Genomic DNA, 20233 nt, shown 5'->3' with positions numbered 1-20233 from the left:
TGGATTCGAAATTTAAAGGTGTGCTTGGCTGAGCGGCTGCCCCGGAGCCGCCACAAATCCGTCCCCGGGGTGCCGCGATCGGCGCCCCGGACATGGTTGACGGACCGTGAAGCCAGTCGGGAGCGGAGGCCGAAAGCCTCACCCCGCGAAGGGTTTACCCTCCGTTCAGCATGTTTGCCTGTTTCTCCACAGGGAGGGCTGCACGTTAAGTGGCGCGAAGGCCACGACCCCTCAAAATCCCCTGGTCGAGGCGTAGGGTGCGTTTGCTTGAGAGGGAATTCCCTTTAATAGCTTCGCTTGGACCGAAGCCACGCTTGGACCACGGGAATGGGACGATCGACCAACGGTCGCCCGCGCAGGCAAGGCCTGCGACCAGATCAGAAACGGGCGATTGCATGATGTCGTTGACGGGCAAGCATCGGCGCAAGTCGATGCGGAAGACCATCGTCCTGATTTCCGCTGGGGCGGGCATGGTCCTGGGCGGCGCCGCCCAGGCACAGCAGATTGTCGTGCAGGGCAACCAGCGCGTCGACGCCGACACGATCCGTTCCTACGTCACCGGTACCGCCTCCGGCTCCGCCGAGGAGGCACGGCGCAATCTCCTCGCCAGCGGAATGTTCTCGGACGTGAAGGTGACGCAATCCGGCGGCCGCACGGTCGTGACGGTCCGCGAGAACAACCTGATCAACCGGGTGGTGTTCGAAGGGAACAAGAAGGTCGAGAAGGGGACGCTCGAGAGCGTCGTCGAGTCGAAGGCCCGCGGCCCCTACAGCGAGGCGACCATCAACGCCGACCTCGCCCGCATCCGTGATGTCTACAAGCGCTTCGGCCGCGGCACCGCCAAGGTCACCTACCGCACGGTGAACCTGCCCAACGGCCGGGTCGACGTGATCTACGAGATCGACGAAGGCGATAAGACCGGCATCATCGCCATCAACTTCGTCGGCAACCAGGCCTATTCCGAGCGGACGCTGCGCGGGCTGATGAGCTCGTCGGAGATGAACTTCCTGTCGTTCATCAAGACCTCGGACGTCTACGATCCGGACCGCATCACCAACGATCTGGAGCAGGTGCGCCGTTACTACCTGAAGAACGGCTATGCCGACTTCCAGGTGGTGAACGCCGATGCGCGCTACGTGGAAGGCGAGCAGTCCGGCTACATCATCACGATCACCCTCAACGAGGGCCAGCAGTACTCGGTCGGTGCCGTGGCGGTGGATTCCCGCCTCCCGGGCCTCGACACCGAGGCCCTGCGCACCGACATCGCCACCGGCGTGGGCGAGACCTACAATGCCGACGACGTCGAGAAGACCCTGACCACCCTCACCCGCGATGTGAACCGGGCGGGTTATCCCTTCGCCCAGGTCCGCCCGACCGGCCAGCGCGACCCGGCGACCCAGAAGGTCGCCCTCGGCTTCGTGGTGGAAGACGGTCCGCACGTGTACGTCGAGCGGATCAACATCCGCGGCAACACCCGCACCCGCGACTACGTCATTCGCCGCGAACTCGATTTCGCCGAGGGCGACGCCTACAACCGCGTTCTCACGGACCGGGCGGAGCGCCGCCTGAACGGCCTCGGCTTCTTCAAGAAGGTCCGCTTCTCCAACGAGCCCGGCTCGTCGCCTGACCGTGTCGTCGTGAACATCGATGTCGAGGATCAGCCCACGGGTTCGTTCTCGGTGGCCGGCGGCTACTCCACCCAGGACGGCATCATCGGCGAAGTCTCGGTCTCGGAATCGAACTTCCTCGGCCGCGGTCAGTACGTGCGCCTCGCCGGCACCGGCGGCCAGTACTCGCGTGGCGTCGACTTCTCGTTCACGGAGCCTTACTTCCTCGGCTACCGCCTCGCGGCCGGCTTCGACGCCTTCTACAAGTACTCGGACCTGACCCGGTACTCGCGCTACGAGACGACGGTCTATGGCGGCCAGCTCCGCCTCGGTCTGCCGGTCACCGAAGAGTTCGGCGTTACCCTCCGCTACTCGCTGTACAACACCGAGTTGAAGGTCCCGAACACCCTCAAGAAGCCGTACGACGATTGCTCCTTCCCGATCCCGGGCTACACGGCGACCTACCCCACCGGCACGGTCTTGAATGGGCGTGACGTCAGCGGCCAGGCGGCTTACCCGGCCTGTGCCTATGACGGTGAGGCTTCGATCGCCATCAAGGGCTCGCAGGGCAACACGCTGACGTCGCTGGCCGGCCTCACCCTTGCCTACTCGACGCTCGACGTGGTCGGCGCGCCCCATAACGGCATCTACGCGGAGTTGAAGCCTGACGTGGCCGGCCTCGGCGGCGACTCCAAGTTCTTCCGCGTCACGGCCGACGCCCGCTACTACAAGGAGCTGTACGAGGACGTCGTCGGCTTCGTCCGCTTCCAGGGCGGTCACGTCGAATCCCTCGACGGCCAGCCCCTGCGGGTGACCGACCAGTTCTTCCTCGGCCCGTCGCTGGTCCGCGGCTTCGCTCCGAACGGCATCGGCCCGCGCGACGTCGGCATTGCCGACGCCCGCTCCAACGCCATCGGCGGCTCGACCTATGTCGGCGGTACCTTGGAAGTGCAGTTCCCGCTCTACGGGGTGCCGCGTGACCTGGGCCTGAAGGGCGCGCTCTTCGCCGATGCCGGTACGCTCTTCGGCTACCACGGCAAGACGACCTTCGACGTCAACGGCGACCAGTTCATCAACGGCTACTCGAACGGCCGCTGCGCCTTCAACGCCTACACGATCGGCGTCGAGCCGGAATGTGTGAACGTCCGCGACAAGGCCACGATCCGCTCCTCGGTCGGTGCGTCCATCCTCTGGAACTCGCCGCTCGGCCCGATCCGGTTCGACTACGCCTACGCGTTGTCGAAGGATGAAGGTGAGAAGGTTTTCGTGCCGATCCTCGGCAAGTACGGCCATATCGGTCGCGACCAGACCCAGGCGTTCCGCTTCTCGGGCGGCTCGCGCTTCTAAGTCGACCCGTCGGGCGGCGACCCGCCGCCCACTCAACGACGCCGGCCGGTCCCTCGGGGTCCGCGCCGGCGTTGCTATTTGGCGTCGGGAGTTCCAAAGGAGCGACGCGACTTCCGGCGTGGCGACTCGCCGCGTCGGTAGAGATCCCGGCGACGCGGGGATCAGAGGAAACGCTCCGGGTCGTCGTGTCGGTCGCCTCCTGGCCGAACCGGCAACCCCCTCGGGGGTAACGCCCTGAAATCCCGTCGTCCTGCCCGTGGGTGGGGCGACGTGCAGGCTTCGAGATGTCCGACACGCAATTCTTCACCCCCGCAACCGGGCTCACCTTCTCGGACGTCGCCGCGGCGGCGGGCGTCGCCCTGCCCGAGGGTGTCGAGCCCGGCCGCCCCATTACCGGAGCGGCACCCCTGGAGAGCGCCGGCCCCGACGACCTCGCCTATATGGACAATGCCCGCTACGGCGAGGCTCTATCGCAGACCCGCGCCGGGATCTGCCTCGTGGGGCCGCGCTTCGCCGCCCGCTGCCCGGCGGAGACCGTGCCGGTGGTCTGCCGCGATCCCTACCGGGTCTATGCCAGCCTCCTCGGGCGCCTCTATGCCGACGCCCTGCAGCCAGGACCGCAATTCGGCGGCAGGGGGCTCTCCCCGGGGGCCCATGTCCATCCCGACGCCAAGCTGGAAGACGGGGTCACCGTCGATCCGGGAGCCGTCATCGGCCCCGGTGCCGAGATCGGCGCGGGCACCGTCGTCGGACCCAACGCGGTGATCGGGCCAGGGGTGCGGATCGGGCGGGATTGCGCCATCGGCGCCGGCACGACCCTGAGCCACGCCCTGCTCGGCAACCGAGTCATCGTCCATCCCGGCGCCCGGATCGGACAGGACGGGTTCGGCTTCGCCATGGGGGCGAGCCATCTGAAGGTGCCGCAGGTCGGCCGGGTGATCGTGCAGGACGACGTGGAGATCGGCGCCAACACGACGATCGACCGGGGTGCCTCCCGCGATACGGTGATCGGCGAGGGCACGAAGATCGATAACCTCGTTCAGATCGCCCACAACGTTGTGATCGGACGTCACTGCGTGATCGTGTCCGGCGTCGGCATCTCCGGGTCCACGACCCTGGAGGACTACGTCGTCCTCGGCGGTCAGGTCGGCGTGGTCGGGCACCTGCGCATCGGGCGGGGCTCTCAGATCGCCGGCTCCTCCAACGTCAACCGGGACGTACCTCCGGGCTCGCGCTGGGGTGGCACTCCGGCCAAGCCCGTCCGGGCGTGGTTCCGCGAGCTGACGACCCTCGCCCGCCTCGCCGAGCGCTCGGGACACGCTGCCGCGGAGGGCGACAAGGACTGAGCGACAGACCCGGCGCGCCGTCGCTGGCGGCCAGAACGCCCTTGCACATCAATGCGTTTCTGCGAAGAGAAGCCACCGTCGGCAGGGCGCAGGCGGCAATCGAGGGCGGCGCGGCACGATGAGTGGAACGGATCAGGTTCTCGGCACGGCGGACATTCACAAGCTTCTGGAATTGCTGCCGCACCGCTACCCGTTCCTCATGGTCGACCGCATCGTGGACATCGATCGGGACGAGAGCTGCGTCGGCATCAAGAACGTCACGGCCAACGAGCCGCAGTTCATGGGCCATTTCCCCGGGCTGCCGGTCTTCCCCGGCGTCCTCATCATCGAGGGCATGGCGCAGACGGCGGGGGCCATCTGCTGCCGGCAGATCATGACGGACGAGCTTCGCACGAAGCAGGTGTTCTTCATGACCATCGACAAGTGCAAGTTCCGCAAGCCCGTCGTTCCCGGCGACCAGATCCGCTTCGAGATGCGCAAGCTGAACCACCGCCGGACGATGTGGTGGTTCCGGGGCGAAGCGAAGGTGGACGGCGTCCTGGTCGCCGAAGCTGAGATCGGCGCCATGCTGGTGACGGAGTGATTTGATGAGCACCCCCGGGATCCACCCGAGCGCCGTGATCGAGGACGGCGCCGTGATCGGCGACGGCGTGCGGGTCGGCCCGTTCTGCCATGTCGGGCCGGATGTGGTGCTCGGGGAAGCCTGCGAGTTGGTCAGCCACGTGGTGGTCGCAGGGCGCACCCGCGTCGGCGCACGGACGCGGATCTTCCCCTTCGCCTCGATCGGGCATCCGCCCCAGGACCTGAAGTACCGCGGCGAGCCCTCGACCCTCACGATCGGTGAGGATTGCCTCATCCGCGAGGGCGTCACCATGAACCCGGGCACCGCCGGTGGCGGCCTGGAGACGGTGATCGGCGACCACTGCGCCTTCCTGGCCAATTCCCATGTGGGGCACGATTGCCGGGTGGGCTCCCACGTTGTGTTCTCCAACAACGTGATGCTGGCCGGGCATTGCTCGGTGGGGGATTACGCCATCCTCGGCGGCGGTGCGGCGGTGATCCAATTCGCCCGCGTGGGGGCCCACGCCTTCGTCGGCGGCCTCTCCGGTTTGGAGAACGACTGCATTCCCTACGGCATGGTCCTCGGCAACCGGGCCTATCTGTCGGGCCTGAACATCGTCGGGCTGCAGCGCCGGGGCTTCGCCCGGGAGGACATCCACACCCTGCGCCGGGCCTATCGCCTGCTCTTCGCCCAAGAGGGCACACTGATGGAGCGGGTCGAGGACGTCTCCACGACCTTCGAATCCCATACGGCTGTGCGCGAGATCCTCGAGTTCATCCGCGCGGGCGGGAAGCGATCCATCTGCACGCCCCGCGAGGCGCCGATTCCGGTGGGCGGCGCCTGATCGCGCGACCATGGCCGGGACGTCCACCCAAGGCGGGGGCAACCTTGTCCTGATCGCCGGCGCCGGCCGCCTGCCGGAACTCGTCGCGGATTCCCTCGAGCGGGCGGGCAAGCCGTTCCGGATGATCGCCCTGCGGGGTTTCACGGTCCGTGCCCTGCGCGGGAGGGCCGACGCCGTCGTCGACCTGCTCGACCTGTCGGCGACCCTCGGGCTCCTCAGCAACTGGGGTCCGGCGATCGTGGTGCCGGCGGGCAGTGTGGCCCGCCCGAGTGCGGCGGCGATCTTCAATGCCGGCGCCGCATGGCGCAACCGGGAGGCCCTGCGCGAGATCGCTGCGGGCGGCGACGACCGGCTCCTGCGCGCCGCCCTCGGCTTGGTGGAGGAGAACGGCCACAGGGTCCTCGGCGTCCATGAGGTTGCACCCGACCTGCTCTGCCCGGAAGGCCCCCTCGGCCTCGTGAAGGCGGACGGGGAGGCCGTCGCCTCCATCCGCACGGGTCGGACCGTGCTCGATGCCCTCGCGCCCTTCGATGTCGGGCAGGCTGTCGCCGTAGCGGGGGACCGGGTGCTGGCCGTCGAAGGGCCCGAAGGCACTGACAAAATGCTCGCCCGCGCCCGTACCCTGGGGCGCAAGCCCTTCGGCCGGGGTCGGCCCAATGCCGGTACGGTCTTGGTGAAGGCGCCCAAGATTGGCCAGGACCTGCGGATCGACCTGCCGACGGTGGGCCCCCGGACGATCCGCAACGCCCATGCGGCCGGCTGCGCCGGCCTCGCCCTGAGGGCCGGAAGTACGCTCGTGATCGACCGGGCGGCCACCGCCGCGGAGGCCGACAGGCTGGGCCTGTTCGTGATCGGCTTCGGGGATTCGCCGTGAGCGGGCCGAGGATCTGGCTCGTCGCCGGGGAGGATTCGGGCGATCAGCTCGGGGCCAAGCTGATGCGGGCTCTCCGGGAGGCCGCCCCCGGCGTGACCTTTGGGGGAGTGGGCGGAGAGGCGATGGCGGAGGCGGGGTTCACCTCGCTCTTCCCCCTCGATGACGTGGCGGTGATGGGCTACCTCCCCGTCCTCGCCCGGGCGCGGACCCTGCTGCGGCGGATCCGCGAGACGGCGGCGGATGTCGTGGCAGCCCGGCCCGATGTGCTGGTCATCATCGACAGCCCCGGCTTCACCCATGCCGTCGCCCAGCGCGTGCGCAAGGCCGCCCCCTCCATCCCGATCGTGGACTACGTGTCCCCGAGCGTCTGGGCGTGGCGGCCCTGGCGGGCCAAGGGGATGCGCCCGTTTATCGATCATGTCCTCGCGCTCTTGCCCTTCGAGCCGGATGCGCATCTGCGCCTCGGCGGCCCCGCCTGCACCTATGTGGGCCATCCCCTGATCGAACGCCTCGGCGAATTGCGACCCGATGCGGCGGAACAGGCGCGGCGCGACCGGGCGCCCTACCCTCTCGTCGTGCTGCCCGGCTCCCGACGCTCGGAGATCGAGCGCCTCATGCCGGTCTTCGGTCCCACCCTGGCGAGGATCGCCCGGCAGGTGGACGTGGAGGCGGTTCTTCCGGCGGTATCGCGTCATCGGGCGCGGATCGAGGAACTGGCGCGGGCATGGGACGTGCCGGTGCGGATCGTCTCGGGCGAGGCGGCGAAATATGCCGCGTTCCGGTCCGGACGGGCGGCGCTCGCGGCCTCCGGCACCGTCACCCTCGAACTGGCGCTCGCTGGAATCCCGTCGGTCGTGGCCTACAAGGTGTCGCGGGTGGAGGAATTCATCGCGCGGCGGCTGATTCAGGTGCCGAGCATCGTGCTGCCGAACCTGATCCTCGACCGGAACGCCATGCCGGAATTCGTGCAGGCCGAATGCTCGCCAGACAATCTCGTGGCGGCGCTCCTGCCCCTGCTCCGGGGCGGCCCGGATCGGGAGGTTCAGCTCGCCGCCCTCGCGCGCATGGATGAGCTGACGATCCTGCCGGACGGCGACTCGCCGAGCCGGGCGGCGGCACGGGTGGTTCTGTCGGTCCTGCGCCGGTCGGCGGTGGCTCCAGTGCCACAGGCCGGGGACGGCGACGGAGCCTAAGTCACGGACAGCTTGACCGGATGTGAAGCCGCGGTCCAATGCAGAGTGGAATGTTCGGCGGATGGACCCCGTGCCACGCGGGACATCCCGCATTGAGAGGAATGGCGGATCGTGCGGCGGCTTCCGCTCCTCGTCCTGGCGGCCCCGGTGCTGCTGAGCCCGGTCCTGGCGGGCTGCACCGCGACGAGCTTCTCCTACATCTCGAAGACCTATGTCGGCCTGCCATCGCAGGTCGTGACCATCGGCTGCAAAGAGCCCTACGAAGTCTATGACAACCGGCAGCAGCGCCGGGTGCTCATCGTCTCGAATGCCCTGCGCGAAGTCACGGGTTGCAACCTGAACGACCTGCGGATCGATCCGGACCCGGCCGGCACCCGCACGAGCCGCTTCCGGACCGCGGCCCGCGCCTATCTGGACGAGACCGTCCGCGAAGATTGCACCATCACCGGCGAGACGGTGTTCGACCCGCTGAAGAGCGAGTTCGCCTATTCCTGTTCGGCGCCGGTCGAAAAGCGCGGGACGAAGGTCCCCCGTCTCCCCGGCCGCCGGCCCGGTCTCCAGGCGCAGTAGCCTGCTAAACGTCGGGGTGCGGGAAGGTGCGCTCGGCCGCATCTCCTGCCGCCGCTAGCAGCGCCCGGGCGAAGGCCCTGGCCTCGGCGCGGTCGAGGATCACCGCGGCGGTCAAGGACTCGCCGGAAAGGTCCGGCAGCGTCAGTTCAAGCCGCACGCCTTCGCGGACGGCGCTGGCCTGAAGACTCCAGCTTGCCTCTCGTCCCGGCTGCTCGGCCATGATGCTTCCTGCCTGTGAGAAATGACGCACCCCGCCGCTGAGCGGAACCCGCGCTGCCGGGACCTGTTCCCGCCCCATGCCGACACAGCAAGCCTCCACGGCCTCCTCCCTGCCCCGCCTCTCGGCATTCCTCAAGGTCGCAGGGCCGGGACTTGTGGTGATGCTCGCCGATACGGATGTCGGCAGTCTGATCACTGCTGCGCAGAGCGGCGCAAAATGGGGCTACTCCCTGCTGCTCCTGCAGATCCTGCTGATCCCGATCCTCTACATCGTTCAGGAACTAACGGTCCGCCTCGGGACGGCGACCGGACGGGGGCACGGCGAGCTGATCCTCGACCATTACGGCCCGGTCCTCGCCTGGATCTCCTACGCCGGCCTCGTCGTGGCGGGGGTGGGTGCCATCGTCACCGAGTTCTCCGGCATAGCGGGGATCGGCGACCTGTTCGGCGTGCCCCGCCTCGTCAGCCTCGGGCTCCCGGCCGCGCTACTGCTGCTCCTCGTCTTCACCGGCAGCTACAAGAAGGTGGAGCGCGTCGCCATCGTCGTGGGACTGTTCGAACTGGTCTTCGTGGGGCTCGCCGTGGCAGCCCGGCCCGACCCCGAGGCGATTCTCAAGTCGTTCGCGCACATCCCCCTCGGCAATGGAGACTTCCGCGTGCTGATCGCGGCCAATATCGGCGCGGTGATCATGCCTTGGATGATCTTCTACCAGCAGTCAGCCATCGTCGATAAGGGGCTCGGCTGGGATCACATGCGCCGCGCCAGGCTCGATACGTTCATTGGGGCGGTGATCTCTCAGTGCGTCATGGGCGCGATCCTGCTGACGGCCGCCGCGACCATCGGGAAGGCCGCAGACGGCAGCGGCCAGGGCCTGCAGACCGTGGGCGACCTCGCCAAGGCCTTCACTCCGGCCCTGGGCTCTCTCCTCGGTCAGGCGGTGTTCGGCGTGGGGATCATCGCCGCCGCATTCGTCGCGCTCAACGTCGTCGCCCTGGCGCTGGCCTGGGGCTTCGGCGACGTCACGCGCCGACCCCATTCCCTGGAAAAGTCCCCCCGCGAGGCGCCGGCCTTCTATGCGATCTTCGCCATCGCTGTCGTGGCCGGGGCGATCACCGTACAGCTCGTCTCGAACCTCGTCGCCCTCAACGTCGCCGTCGAGGTGATGAATGCGCTGCTCCTGCCGCTTGCCCTCGGCCTCCTGATTCTCCTCGCGACCCGGGCGTTGCCCGAGGACAAGCGCGTGAAGGGTGCCTACAAATGGGTGGTGTACGCGATCGCGGGGCTCACCATCGCCTTCGCGATGGTCGGTGTCCTCGACGCAATCGGCCTGATCTGACCGATGCCGGTTGACGGCATCAGGCGTATGATGTCTCCCCGGCGCGGCAAGGGAGACGATCATGTCTGAGATTTGGTTCCGGGCGGGTGAAGCCACCGTGTTGGCCGCGGAGGGCCAGTACACCGATGCGATGCCGGAAGTGCTGATCGGATCGGTCCGCGGCCCGGTGGGTCAGGCCTTCGCCTCGATGATGGGTCAGGCCCAGGGCCATACCCGCATGTACGTGGTCCGCGACCTCAACCAGCTCGTGCGCCCGGTGACGATGATGACGAGCAAGGTCACCATCCAGAGCGCCGACTACGTCGAGCTTTTGGGCGGTGTCGTCCAGGCGGCGATCGGCGACGCCATCGTCGACTGCATCATCGAGCGTATCCTCCCCAAGGAGGGATTGGACGATCTCTGCATGATCATCATGGTGTGGCTCGACGCGCGCTGCGCCGACGACGACAACCTCGACCGCAAGGATCTCTACCGCACCAACTACGAGGCGACGAAACTCGCCATCGCACGCGCCCTCAAGGGCGAGCCCACGGTGGATGAGTTGATCGCCAACCGGAAGACGGTGAAGCACTACGCCCTGGAAGACCTGATCGAATATTGATCCGGCTCCTTGGCCGCCTCCCCTTCCCCAGGGGCGGCGGTGGGACGGAGGGCGCGGCGGGTGTAGACTTTCCCGCCCCGCCCGGTGGCGGGGGGAAGACACCGAGGATCCGCCCCATGAAGGTATCAGCCGACCTGTGCATCGTGCCGATGGGCGTCGGCCCATCGGTGTCGCCCTATGTCAGGGAGATCAAGGCGATCATCGAGTCCAGTGGCCTCGATGCCACGATGCATCCCAACGGCACCAATATCGACGGCGAGTTGTCCGATATCTGCGCCCTCGTGGAGCGGTGCGAGGCGCGGCTGGCCGAACTCGGCGTCCAGCGGACCTTCATCACGCTCATCTTTTCGACGCGGCGGGATAAGGTCCAGACCATGGCGGACAAGCTCGCCGCCGTCTCCTGAATGCCCGCGGCGCTCTGACTTTGATCGTTCCGGCATCTGCCGCGTTCACGCTTCACTGAGGCGCGGTGAGAAGTACGGTCATGGACAAGACGATCAGCCAGGACGACGCTCCCCGCGAGGTCCGGATCGAACCCTATGAGGGGCCGGCAGGCGGCTGGGGCTCGGCGCGTTCCCTGGTGGAGATTCTGACCCGCGAGGGCGTGCCGGTCACCGGCGCCGCGATGCTCACCAAGCAGAACAAGCCCGGCGGCTTCATGTGCACGTCCTGCGCCTGGGCGAAGCCGGCCAAGCCCCTCACCTTCGAGTATTGCGAGAACGGCGCCAAGGCGACCGCCTGGGAGCAGACGAGGCGCCGGGCCACACCGGACCTGTTTGCCCAGCACACGGTCACCGACCTGCTCGGATGGAGCGACTACGCGCTGGAGGAGGCGGGCCGCCTCACCCACCCGATGCGCTACGATCACGCCAGCGACCGCTACCGGCCCTGCACCTGGGAAGAGGCCTACGCCGAGATCGGCAGGGAACTGAAGGGCCTCGATCCGAAATCGGTGGTGTTCTACGCCTCTGGCCGGGCCTCCCTGGAGGCGAGCTACATGTATGCCCTGCTTGCCCGGCTCTACGGCAACAACAACCTGCCCGACTCCTCGAACATGTGCCACGAGCCGACCTCGGTGGCGCTGCCGCAATCGATCGGCTCGCCGGTCGGCACGGTTCGGCTCGAAGATTTCGAGCAGACCGACCTTCTCCTGTTCTTCGGCCAGAACGTCGGCTCGAACTCGCCGCGGATGCTTCACCCGCTGCAGGAAGCCCGGCGGCGGGGGGCGTCGATCATCGCCTTCAATCCGCTTAAGGAGCGGGGGCTCGAGCGCTTCACCGATCCGCAGTCGCCGATGGAGATGCTGACCCGCTCCTCCACCCGGATCTCGACCCAGTACCATCAGGTGAAGGCGGGTGGCGACCTCGCTGCCATCACCGGAATCTGCAAGGCGCTGATCGCCGCCGACCGGGATGCCAAGGAGGCCGGCCGACCGGCAGTCCTCGACCACGCCTTCATCACCGAACATACCCACGGCCTCGACGAATTCGTGCGCTTCTGCGACGGGCAGGATTGGGCGGCCCTGGAACGCCGCTCGGGATTGAGCCGCCACGCCCTGGAGGGCACGGCGGCGGTCTATGCCCGCGCCCGGGCGGTGATCGGCGTCTACGGCATGGGGCTGACGCAGCATCGCCGGGGCACGGAGACGGTGCGCATGTTGGCGAACCTGCTTCTGCTCCGGGGCAATATCGGGAAGCCCGGCGCCGGCATCTGTCCGGTCCGCGGCCATTCGAATGTCCAGGGGCAGCGGACGGTCGGCATCACCGAGAAGCCCGAACTGGCGCCCATGGACAAGCTGCGCGAACTCTACGGGTTCGAGCCGCCGATGGAGAAGGGGCTCAACACCGTGGAGGCCTGCGAGGGGGTCCTCGACGGAAGCGTCCGCGCTTTTATCGGCCTCGGGGGGAACTTCCTCCGGGCCGTGCCGGATACGAGCGTGATGGAGCCCGCATGGCGCCGCCAGCGCCTGACTGTGCAGATCGCCACGAAGCTCAATCGCTCGCACCTCGTGAACGGCGAGGTGGCCTACCTCCTGCCCTGCCTCGGGCGGATCGAGATCGACAGGCAGGCCACAGGGCCGCAAAGTGTGTCCATGGAGGATTCGACCGCGCGGTTCCACGGCTCGCGGGGCGTCGCCGACCCGGTGAGCCCGCAGCTCCGCTCGGAGCCTGCCATCATCGCGGGCATCGCCAAGGCGACCGTGCCCGCCAACCCGCGGATCGACTGGGACGCCTGGGTGGGCGACTACGCGAAGGTGCGCCGGGCGATCGAGGCGACCTATCCCAAGGTCTTCCACGACCTCGATGGGCGGATGTTCGATCCGGGCGGCCTCGCCAAGCCCCTCCCGGCCCGGGAACGCCGCTGGGAGACGGACACTGGCAAGGCGAACTTCGCCGTCCCCGGCGGCCTCGAGGCGGATCCCGACCTGCCGGAACGCGGTGGCGAGATCCTCGACCTCATCACCTTGCGGTCGAACGACCAGTTCAACACGACGGTCTACGGTTACCACGACCGGTTCCGCGGTATCGATGGCACACGGGACGTGTTGTTCATGAACCGGGCCGACATTGGCCGGCTCGGCCTTCGGGACGGGGCCCAGGCCGCCGTCGAGACAGTGTCGGACGATGGGGTGAGCCGACGCCTCGGCGGCCTCCGGGTCGTCGCCTACGACATCCCGGAGGGCAACTGCGCCGGCTACTACCCGGAAATGAACGTGCTGCTCCCCCTCTGGCACCACGATGCCCAGACCAAGACGCCGGCGGCCAAGTCGATCGCCGTGCGGATTGCGGCCGAAGGGTGAGCGACTGGGGCCGGAGGGCTGGCGCGGCAGTGTCGAGTCCGTCATGGATCCCCCATGACTGACACGACACACGTTGCGGCTGCCCCGGAGCCGGAGCAACGGATGCGCGCGCTGCTCGAGGCGGCGGGCGCGTCCGTTCCCCTCACGGCGCCGGGGCTCGACCTCTCACGCCTGGATTGCAGCCGGGAGGCCCTCGCGACACTCGCCGGCGACGACGGAGTGCCGGTCTGGCGCGATGGGGAGAGCGGCGGTCTCGCCCTGACCGGCGCGGAACTTCCCCGCGCTCGCCTCGACGACGCCGATCTCAGCGGGGCGAACCTGCGGCGGGCGACCCTGACCGGGGCCGTCGGCCGTTCGGCGCGCTTCGCCGGGGCGATCCTGGAAGAAGCCGACCTGACCGAGAGCGACCTCTCGGGCGCCGATTTCACCGGCATCGTGGCGGGGCAGATCTGCCTGTCGCAGGCGATGCTGGAGGATGCCCGGTTCGGCGGAGCGGCGATGCGCTTCGCGGACCTGTCGCAGGGCCTTCTTGACGGAGCCGATTTCACCAGGGCAGACCTGTGGGGTACGGACTTCACCGGGGCCGATGCCGACGACACCGTTTTCCGGGATGCCCGACTCGACGAGGCCAAGCTCAGCGACGCCAACCTGACCCATGCCGATTTTGAGGGGGCGAGCCTCGCCAAGGCCGTGCTGGCGGGCTCGCGCCTGCGCGGGGCGAGCTTCACGGGGGCGAAACTCGATGGGGCCGACTTCTCCGGCGCCGACCTGTCGGACACGAACCTCGTACGTCTCAACCTCGCCACGTGCCGCCTGCGCCATGCCAAGTTCTCGGGGGCATGGCTGAACGGCACGCGGATGCAGGTGGAGCAGCTGGGCGGCGCCGTGGGTGAGGAAGTCGCCGGGTCTTTCGCAGCCGCTCAGGCGAGCTACCTCGCCCTGGAACAGAACTGGAAGAGCATCGGCGATCAGGACTCGGCGAGTTGGGCCTACAAGCGCGGCCGGCGCATGGGGCGGCACCATGCCGGCACACAGGCGAGATCAGCTTGGCAGGAGCGTGACTGGCGGGCCTTCGCCAAGCACGGCTATCGCTGGGTGGCCGACCGGTTCGTCGAATGGCTGTGCGATTACGGCGAGAGCCTCTCGCGCATCACCCGCGCCTTCGTCCTGCTGATCGGCGTCTTCGCGGTGCTCTACGGGCTGACAGGGGGGCTCATCATCCTGGAAGGGCCCGAGGCTGGTCCGACCTACAACCCCCTCGATCTGATGAGCTACAGCGCCCTGAACATGATGACCGCCAATCCGCCCGAGATCGGTCTCAAGCCCACGGGCCGGGTCACCAACCTCCTCGTCGGCATAGAAGGTGCCGTCGGCATCATCCTGATGGGGCTATTCGGCTTCGTCCTCGGCAACCGCCTGAGGCGGTGAGGATCACTCGCCGCCGAGCCGGTCGATGACGAGGTTGAGATCCCGGCGCAGGTTGCGGATCTCGGGCTCTGTCATCTCGAGCTGACACATGACCGTTTCCCGCACCGTCACCGCGTCGGTGTGGAGTTCCCTGCCCCGGGCGGTCAGGGCGATCTCGACCTCGCGCTCATCGCTGACGCGGCGGGTCCGCCGCAGGATGCCCGCGGCTTCGAGGCGCTTCAGGACGGGAGTCAACGTCCCGGAATCGAGCCGCAACCGGCGGCCGATCTCGGAGACGGTCACGCCGTCCTGCTCCCAGAGTACCAGAAGAACGAGGTATTGCGGGTAGGTCAGGCCCAGACGCTCCAGCAAAGGCCGGTACGACTTCGTCATCCGGTGCGCTGCCGCGTAGAGCGCGTAGCAAAGCTGGTTGTCGAGGCGCAGGGGATCGGCGGCAGTCGAAAGGTCGATCATCTCTGCCGTGTCAGCCATCTCGAACGCTCGCCCGGTACTACCCGCGATGCGACCGCGCAGAGCCGATCGGGCTCAAGCGGACGTACGAGCTTATCATACCATCTGAAAATCACATGAGGGATGGGGATGAGACAGCGATTTCGCGACGCATCCTCTATCCTGAGTTGTATATGTCGGTCCTACAGCGCGGAGAGGCTGTTCAGGAAGCCCGCCTCATCCTCCAGCGTGCGCAGGTCGAGGAGGATCGTATCGTCCTTGATTCGGCCGATGACCGGGACAGGCAGGTTGCGAAGGGCCTCGGCGAGGCGGCGGCATCGGCCGCCCGCACTGCGAGGCCGCTCCGCTCCGTCACCGTCCGGCGTGAGGACCAGCGCGACACTCGGGAGCGTCTCCACCGGCAAGGCACCGGACCCGATCTGGCTCATCGTCTCGGCGACGCTCACGCTCGCCCGCCCTCCAAGCCTGTCGGAGACGGCTTGCAGAAGACTGTTCGCCTGGCCGGCGATCTCCGCCCTCTCCCGGGTGAGCAGGCGCAGGGTCGGCAACTCGTCGCGCAAGCGTTCGGGATGGAGGTAGAGCCGGAGCACCGCTTCCAGGGCCGCATAAGTCATCTTGTCGACCCGGAGCGCCCGCTTCAGGGGACTCTTCCGGATGCGGGCAAGGAGATCCTTTCGCCCGGCGACGATCCCGCATTGCACGGCGCCGAGGAGCTTGTCTCCGCTGAAGGTCACGACATCCGCCCGCGACAGGGCGGCAGACACCGTCGGCTCCGGCGGCAGGCCGTAGGCCGCGAGGTCGACGAGGCTCCCGCTTCCGAGGTCCTCAGCGAGGGGTATTCCCTTCTCCTGGCACAAGGCGTGGAGTTCGGCCGGGTCCGGCTGCGCCGTAAAGCCGGAGATCGCGTAGTTGCTCGGATGAACCTTCATCGCGAGGCCGGTGGCCGGTCCGAAGGCCTCGGCGAAGTCCCGCAGGTGGGTCCGGTTCGTGGTCCCCACCTCCCGCATCCGGCACCCTGCCCTCGCCATCACGTCCGGCACGCGGAAGGAGCCGCCGATCTCGACCAGTTCGCCCCGGGACACGACGACCTCCTTGCGCATGGCGAGGGCGTTGAGCACGAGGAGGACGGCGGCGGCATTGTTGTTGACGACGATGGCGGCCTCCGCCCCCGTCAGCCGGCAGATCAGACCCTCGACATGATCGTCGCGCTCGCCCCGGCTGCCCGTGGCGAGGTCGAATTCCAAGTTCGTCGCCTGGGTCATAACCGCTTCGACGGCCCGGGCGGCGGACCGGGGCAGCAGAGCCCGGCCGAGGTTGGTGTGAAGCACCGTACCGGTCAGGTTAAAAACCGGCCGCAGGGACGGCCGAAGGGCGGAGGAAAGGCTCTCGCCGCAGCGCGCGAGGATCGCCGCCTCGTCCCCCGCCGGCGCATCGCCCGACCGGATCCGCGCCAGATCGTCCCGGATCGCCGCCGTCAACGCCGTGCGGCCGAATTCATCCGTGAGCCGGAGGCCGTCTCCGTGGGCGAGCAGCCGCTCCACCGAGGGGATCCGGCGCTTGGCGGTGGCGAGGAGGTCCTGAGTCATCGGCCGATGACATAATGGCGTCACTCCGGGACGCCAGGGCGCCGCGCCGATCGGACACCATTCTCCGTTCCGATTTCCGACCAGATCACCCGGCAGACCCGCGCCGAACGTCCGAAGCAGGAGACCGATCCATGAAGAAGACTGCCCTCGCGCTCACCCTGGCCGTTCTCGGCAGCGGTCACGCCCAGGCCGAAACCATCGTCAAGGAACGCTTCGGCTGTCACGCGCAGCAGGTCACGGAGCGCCTGTTCCAACTCGTTCAGGCCGGCGACGAGAGCGGCTTCGGCCAACTCCTGAAGTCGAGCCTCGCGTCAGGCGAATGCAAGTCCTGGAAGAGCGGCGACGAGGTGGCGCTCGAGTCGCGGACCTTGGGCTATGCCTGCCTCACGTCCAAGGTCGCGGGCGGCAAGTGCTACTGGACGCCCATTAGCGCCATCGACGACAAGTGAGATCGTCCGTTCTCGCTTGGTATGTCGTTGAGGTGGCAGGCCGCGAAATGCCCCCGCCCGACGGGGTCCAGGGCGGGAATCTCCGTTCGGCAGCGGTCGAAGGCATGCGGGCAGCGGGTGTGGAAGCGGCATCCCGAGGGCGGGGCGATGGGGCTCGGCACATCGCCCTTCAGGACGATGCGGGTCCGGGCCGCCCCCGGTTCGGGCACCGGCACGGCGGAGAGCAATGCCTGGGTGTAGGGGTGCTTCGGCGCCAGGAAGAGGTCCCGCCGGGGCCCGATCTCCACGATCTTGCCGAGATACATGACCGCGACCCGATGGGTCATGTGCTCGACGATGGCGAGGTCGTGGGAGATGAACAGCAGCGCGAGGTTGAGATCCTTCTGAAGGTCGCAGAGCAGGTTGACGATCTGCGCCTTCACCGACACGTCGAGGGCGGAGACCGCCTCGTCGCAGATGATGAGGTCCGGCTCCGCCGCCAGGGCCCGGGCGATGCCGATGCGCTGGCGCTGGCCCCCTGAGAATTCGTGCGGGTAACGCCCGAGGGCATCCCGCGGCAGCCCGACCCGTTCCATCAGCGCGGCCAGACGGGTGTCGAGGTCGGCCCGGTTCCGGGCGAGCCCGAAATTGCGGATCGGCTCGGCGAGGATCGCGCGCACCCGCATCCGCGGGTTGAGCGACGAGAACGGGTCCTGGAACACCATCTGGATGCGTCGTCGGAGGGGGCGCAGGGCGCCGTCCGACATTTCGTCGATCCGCGTTCCCCCGAGGACGACCTGCCCCGCCGTCGGCCGATAGAGGCGCATCAGCGCCTTGGCGACGGTGGACTTTCCGCAGCCGGATTCGCCCACGAGGGAGAGGGTCTCCCCCCGGTCCACGGTGAAGGACAGGCCGTCGACCGCCTTCAGCACCTTCCCGCTCCGGCCGAACAGGCCGCCACCGAGGGTGAAATGCTTCTTGAGGTCGTTGACCTCCAGCAGGGTCTCGCTCACGGGCGCCTCGCGAAAACGGATCGACGCGAGTCGGCGCTCGCACGCTCTTGAGCCCCCGCCCCCGCGAGGGGGGACGGATGTCGCTTCGTGGGTCTAACCGGCCGACTGACCATCATGCCGCGAGCGCGTCCTTTAGCGCATAGTGACAGGCGGCGAGATGGGCCGGCCCCTTCCGCTCCAGGGCGGGAGCCTGGGTCCGGCACAGTTCGGTGACCTGCGGGCAGCGTCCGGCGAAGACGCAGCCGTCGATCCGTGTCTTGAGGCTCGGCACCATGCCCGGGATCTCTGCGAGCCGGGTCATCTCCCCATGCGCGGCCGCCCCGAGCCGGGGCACCGCCCCCATGAGGCCCTTCGTGTAGGGGTGCCGTGGGTTGCGGAACAGGTCCGCGACAGCCGCCTCCTCGACCTTGCGGCCGGCATACATCACGACCACTCTGTCGGCGACTTCGGCCACGACGCCGAGATCGTGGGTGATCAGCATGATCGCCGCCCCGACCCGCCGCTTCAGGTCGCGCATCAGATCTAGGATCTGCGCCTGGATCGTCACGTCGAGGGCAGTGGTGGGCTCGTCGGCGATGAGGAGATTGGGCGAGCACGCCAGCGCGATGGCGATCATGACCCGCTGGCGCATTCCCCCGGAGAGCTGGTGCGGATATTCCCTCACCCGCCGCCGGGGTTCTGGAATGCCGACGAGGGTCAGCATCTCCACCGCCCGCTCCTCCGCCTGCGACCGGCTGAGTCCCTGATGCAGGCGGAGCGTCTCCCCGATCTGGCGGCCCACCGTGAGAACCGGGTTCAGGCTGGTCATCGGCTCCTGGAAGATGACGCTGATGTCGTTCCCACGGATCTTCCGCATCTGCTTGTCGGACAGGTCGAGGAGGTTCGTCCCCTGGAACCGGATCGCCCCGGCGATGGCCGCCGGCGGCTCGGGCAGGAGCCGGAGGATCGACATCGACGTCACGGACTTGCCGCAGCCGGACTCGCCGACGATCGCCAGGGTCTCCCCGGCGCCGATGGAGAACGACACCCCGTCCACCGCGCGGTTCACCCCCTCGGGCGTGCGGAAATGAACCTGCAGGTTCTCGATGGAGAGGAGCGGTGCCTGTGTCATGTGTCGCCGCCTCACACTTCCTTGGCCATGCGGGGGTCGAGGGCGTCGCGCAGGCCGTCGCCGACGAGGTTCACCGCCAGCACGGTGAGGGACAGGGCGATGGCGGGGAACAGGATGATGTAGAACTTCACCTGCCAGAGGGCCCTGCCCTCGGCCATGATGTTGCCCCAGGTGGGAACCGAGGGCGGGACACCCGCGCCGATGAAGGAGAGGATCGCTTCCGTGATCATCGCCGAGGCGCAGATGTACGTGGCCTGGACGGTCATGGGGGCCAGGGTATTCGGCAGGATGTGACGCCAGATGATCGCGGGCATGCGGGTGCCGGTGGTCACCGCCGCCTCGACGTAGGGCTGTTCGCGCAACGATAGCACCACGCCGCGCACCAGCCGGGCGACCCGTGGGATTTCGGCGATGGTGATGGCGATGATGACGTTCTGCACCGAGCCCCGGGTGAGCGCCATGAGGGCGATGGCCAGAAGGATCGGCGGGATGGACATCATCCCGTCCACCACGCGCATCACGATGCCGTCGAGCCAGCGGACCATGCCGGAGACGAGGCCGATGGCCAGCCCGCCGATGGAGGCGAGGATCGCCACCGTGAAGCCCACCAGCAGGGAGACCCGCGCCCCGTAGATGACCCGGGAGTAGATGTCGCGTCCGAGCATGTCGGTGCCGAACCAGTACTGCTCAGACGGAAACCGCGTCCGCTTGGCCGGCGACAGCGCCGTCGGGTCCACGGTGCCGAGCCAGGGCGCCAGCAGGGCCGCCAGGAGGATGACGGCGAGGATCACGCCGCCGACCACCACCGTCGGGTATCGCCTCACGAAGCGCCAGACCGGGCCGCGCGCCTTGCGCGGGGGAATGACGTCGGGAAGCGGTGCCGCCACGGCCGGGGCGGAGACGTCCATCTGGGGGGC

The 20233-nt window shown here is 68.1% G+C and carries 19 protein-coding genes; 13 read left to right on the top strand and 6 right to left on the bottom strand.

The features are described 5' to 3' along the window. Nucleotides 1–395: 395 nt before the first annotated feature. The 7 genes from bamA (at nt 396) to MFF22_RS18895 (ending at nt 8343) form a co-directional block, all read left to right on the top strand. Nucleotides 396–2954 carry an outer membrane protein assembly factor BamA gene (gene bamA, locus MFF22_RS18925; RefSeq protein ID WP_238250885.1) on the top strand — a complete coding sequence of 853 codons (2559 nt, stop codon included), beginning with the start codon at nt 396–398 and terminating at the stop codon, nt 2952–2954. Between the two features lie 284 nt (nt 2955–3238). Next, nucleotides 3239–4300: a UDP-3-O-(3-hydroxymyristoyl)glucosamine N-acyltransferase gene (gene lpxD / locus MFF22_RS18920; protein ID WP_238250883.1), complete on the top strand. Its 1062-nt coding sequence runs from the start codon at nt 3239–3241 to the stop codon at nt 4298–4300. 118 nt (nt 4301–4418) lie between these two features. Further along, the gene (fabZ, locus tag MFF22_RS18915) at nt 4419–4883 is read left to right on the top strand and encodes a 3-hydroxyacyl-ACP dehydratase FabZ (protein WP_238250881.1); all 465 of its coding nucleotides are present in this window, start codon (nt 4419–4421) and stop codon (nt 4881–4883) included. Between the two features lie 4 nt (nt 4884–4887). Further along, entirely contained in the window at nt 4888–5706 is an 819-nt protein-coding gene (lpxA, locus tag MFF22_RS18910) for an acyl-ACP--UDP-N-acetylglucosamine O-acyltransferase (protein WP_238250879.1), read from the top strand. Nucleotides 5707–5716: 10 nt separating this feature from the next. Then, nucleotides 5717–6580, top strand: coding sequence for an LpxI family protein (locus tag MFF22_RS18905; protein WP_238250878.1), 864 nt, complete (start codon nt 5717–5719; stop codon nt 6578–6580). Then, entirely contained in the window at nt 6577–7773 is a 1197-nt protein-coding gene (gene lpxB, locus MFF22_RS18900; RefSeq protein WP_238250875.1) for a lipid-A-disaccharide synthase, read from the top strand. Before MFF22_RS18905 ends, lpxB begins: the two co-directional genes overlap by 4 nt. A gap of 111 nt (nt 7774–7884) precedes the next feature. Beyond that, on the top strand, nt 7885–8343 hold the full coding sequence (locus tag MFF22_RS18895) for a hypothetical protein (protein ID WP_238250873.1): 459 nt from the start codon (nt 7885–7887) through the stop codon (nt 8341–8343). A gap of 4 nt (nt 8344–8347) precedes the next feature. Here MFF22_RS18895 and MFF22_RS18890 read toward each other — a convergent pair whose 3' ends face one another. After that, nucleotides 8348–8563 (bottom strand): hypothetical protein, encoded by a 216-nt coding sequence (locus MFF22_RS18890; protein WP_238250871.1) that lies wholly within the window; start codon nt 8561–8563, stop codon nt 8348–8350. 76 nt (nt 8564–8639) lie between these two features. Here MFF22_RS18890 and MFF22_RS18885 point away from each other — a divergent pair, with 76 nt between their 5' ends. The 5 genes from MFF22_RS18885 (at nt 8640) to MFF22_RS18865 (ending at nt 14728) form a co-directional block, all read left to right on the top strand. Beyond that, nucleotides 8640–9899 (top strand): NRAMP family divalent metal transporter, encoded by a 1260-nt coding sequence (locus MFF22_RS18885; protein ID WP_238250869.1) that lies wholly within the window; start codon nt 8640–8642, stop codon nt 9897–9899. A 61-nt stretch (nt 9900–9960) separates the two neighbouring features. Next, nucleotides 9961–10500: a formaldehyde-activating enzyme gene (gene fae / locus MFF22_RS18880; RefSeq protein ID WP_238250867.1), complete on the top strand. Its 540-nt coding sequence runs from the start codon at nt 9961–9963 to the stop codon at nt 10498–10500. A 116-nt stretch (nt 10501–10616) separates the two neighbouring features. Further along, nucleotides 10617–10904 carry an MTH1187 family thiamine-binding protein gene (locus MFF22_RS18875; protein WP_238250865.1) on the top strand — a complete coding sequence of 96 codons (288 nt, stop codon included), beginning with the start codon at nt 10617–10619 and terminating at the stop codon, nt 10902–10904. Nucleotides 10905–10984: 80 nt separating this feature from the next. Continuing rightward, nucleotides 10985–13300: an FdhF/YdeP family oxidoreductase gene (locus tag MFF22_RS18870; RefSeq protein ID WP_238250863.1), complete on the top strand. Its 2316-nt coding sequence runs from the start codon at nt 10985–10987 to the stop codon at nt 13298–13300. A gap of 102 nt (nt 13301–13402) precedes the next feature. Then, nucleotides 13403–14728 (top strand): pentapeptide repeat-containing protein, encoded by a 1326-nt coding sequence (locus MFF22_RS18865; RefSeq protein WP_238250861.1) that lies wholly within the window; start codon nt 13403–13405, stop codon nt 14726–14728. Between the two features lie 3 nt (nt 14729–14731). On the opposite strand, the gene MFF22_RS18860 is transcribed toward MFF22_RS18865, so the two are convergent. Continuing rightward, a complete protein-coding gene (locus MFF22_RS18860) occupies nt 14732–15199 on the bottom strand; it encodes a MarR family winged helix-turn-helix transcriptional regulator (protein ID WP_238250860.1) in 468 nt (155 codons plus the stop codon). 161 nt (nt 15200–15360) lie between these two features. Beyond that, entirely contained in the window at nt 15361–16764 is a 1404-nt protein-coding gene (gene selA, locus MFF22_RS18855) for an L-seryl-tRNA(Sec) selenium transferase (protein WP_238250858.1), read from the bottom strand. Nucleotides 16765–16895: 131 nt separating this feature from the next. On the opposite strand from selA, the gene MFF22_RS18850 reads away from it, so the two are divergent. After that, complete coding sequence (locus tag MFF22_RS18850) at nt 16896–17213, top strand: hypothetical protein (RefSeq protein WP_238250856.1); 318 nt, start codon at nt 16896–16898, stop codon at nt 17211–17213. Here MFF22_RS18850 and MFF22_RS18845 read toward each other — a convergent pair. The 3 genes from MFF22_RS18845 to MFF22_RS18835 all read right to left on the bottom strand — a co-directional run bounded on the left by MFF22_RS18845 (nt 17177) and on the right by MFF22_RS18835 (nt 20224). Next, on the bottom strand, nt 17177–18205 hold the full coding sequence (locus MFF22_RS18845; RefSeq protein WP_238250854.1) for an ABC transporter ATP-binding protein: 1029 nt from the start codon (nt 18203–18205) through the stop codon (nt 17177–17179). The two genes, MFF22_RS18850 and MFF22_RS18845, sit on opposite strands and share 37 nt — an antisense overlap. 112 nt (nt 18206–18317) lie before the next feature. After that, the gene (locus MFF22_RS18840; protein WP_238250852.1) at nt 18318–19316 is read right to left on the bottom strand and encodes an ABC transporter ATP-binding protein; all 999 of its coding nucleotides are present in this window, start codon (nt 19314–19316) and stop codon (nt 18318–18320) included. A gap of 11 nt (nt 19317–19327) precedes the next feature. Beyond that, the gene (locus MFF22_RS18835; RefSeq protein WP_238251022.1) at nt 19328–20224 is read right to left on the bottom strand and encodes an ABC transporter permease; all 897 of its coding nucleotides are present in this window, start codon (nt 20222–20224) and stop codon (nt 19328–19330) included. Between the last annotated feature and the right edge of the window lie 9 nt (nt 20225–20233).

It is taken from the genome of Methylobacterium persicinum (genome assembly GCF_022179525.1).
In the GTDB taxonomy this organism is placed as follows: Bacteria; Pseudomonadota; Alphaproteobacteria; order Rhizobiales; family Beijerinckiaceae; genus Methylobacterium; species Methylobacterium persicinum.
The sequence above is the reverse complement of the archived record's forward strand: the minus strand, read 5'-3'. Positions and strand labels throughout refer to the sequence as shown.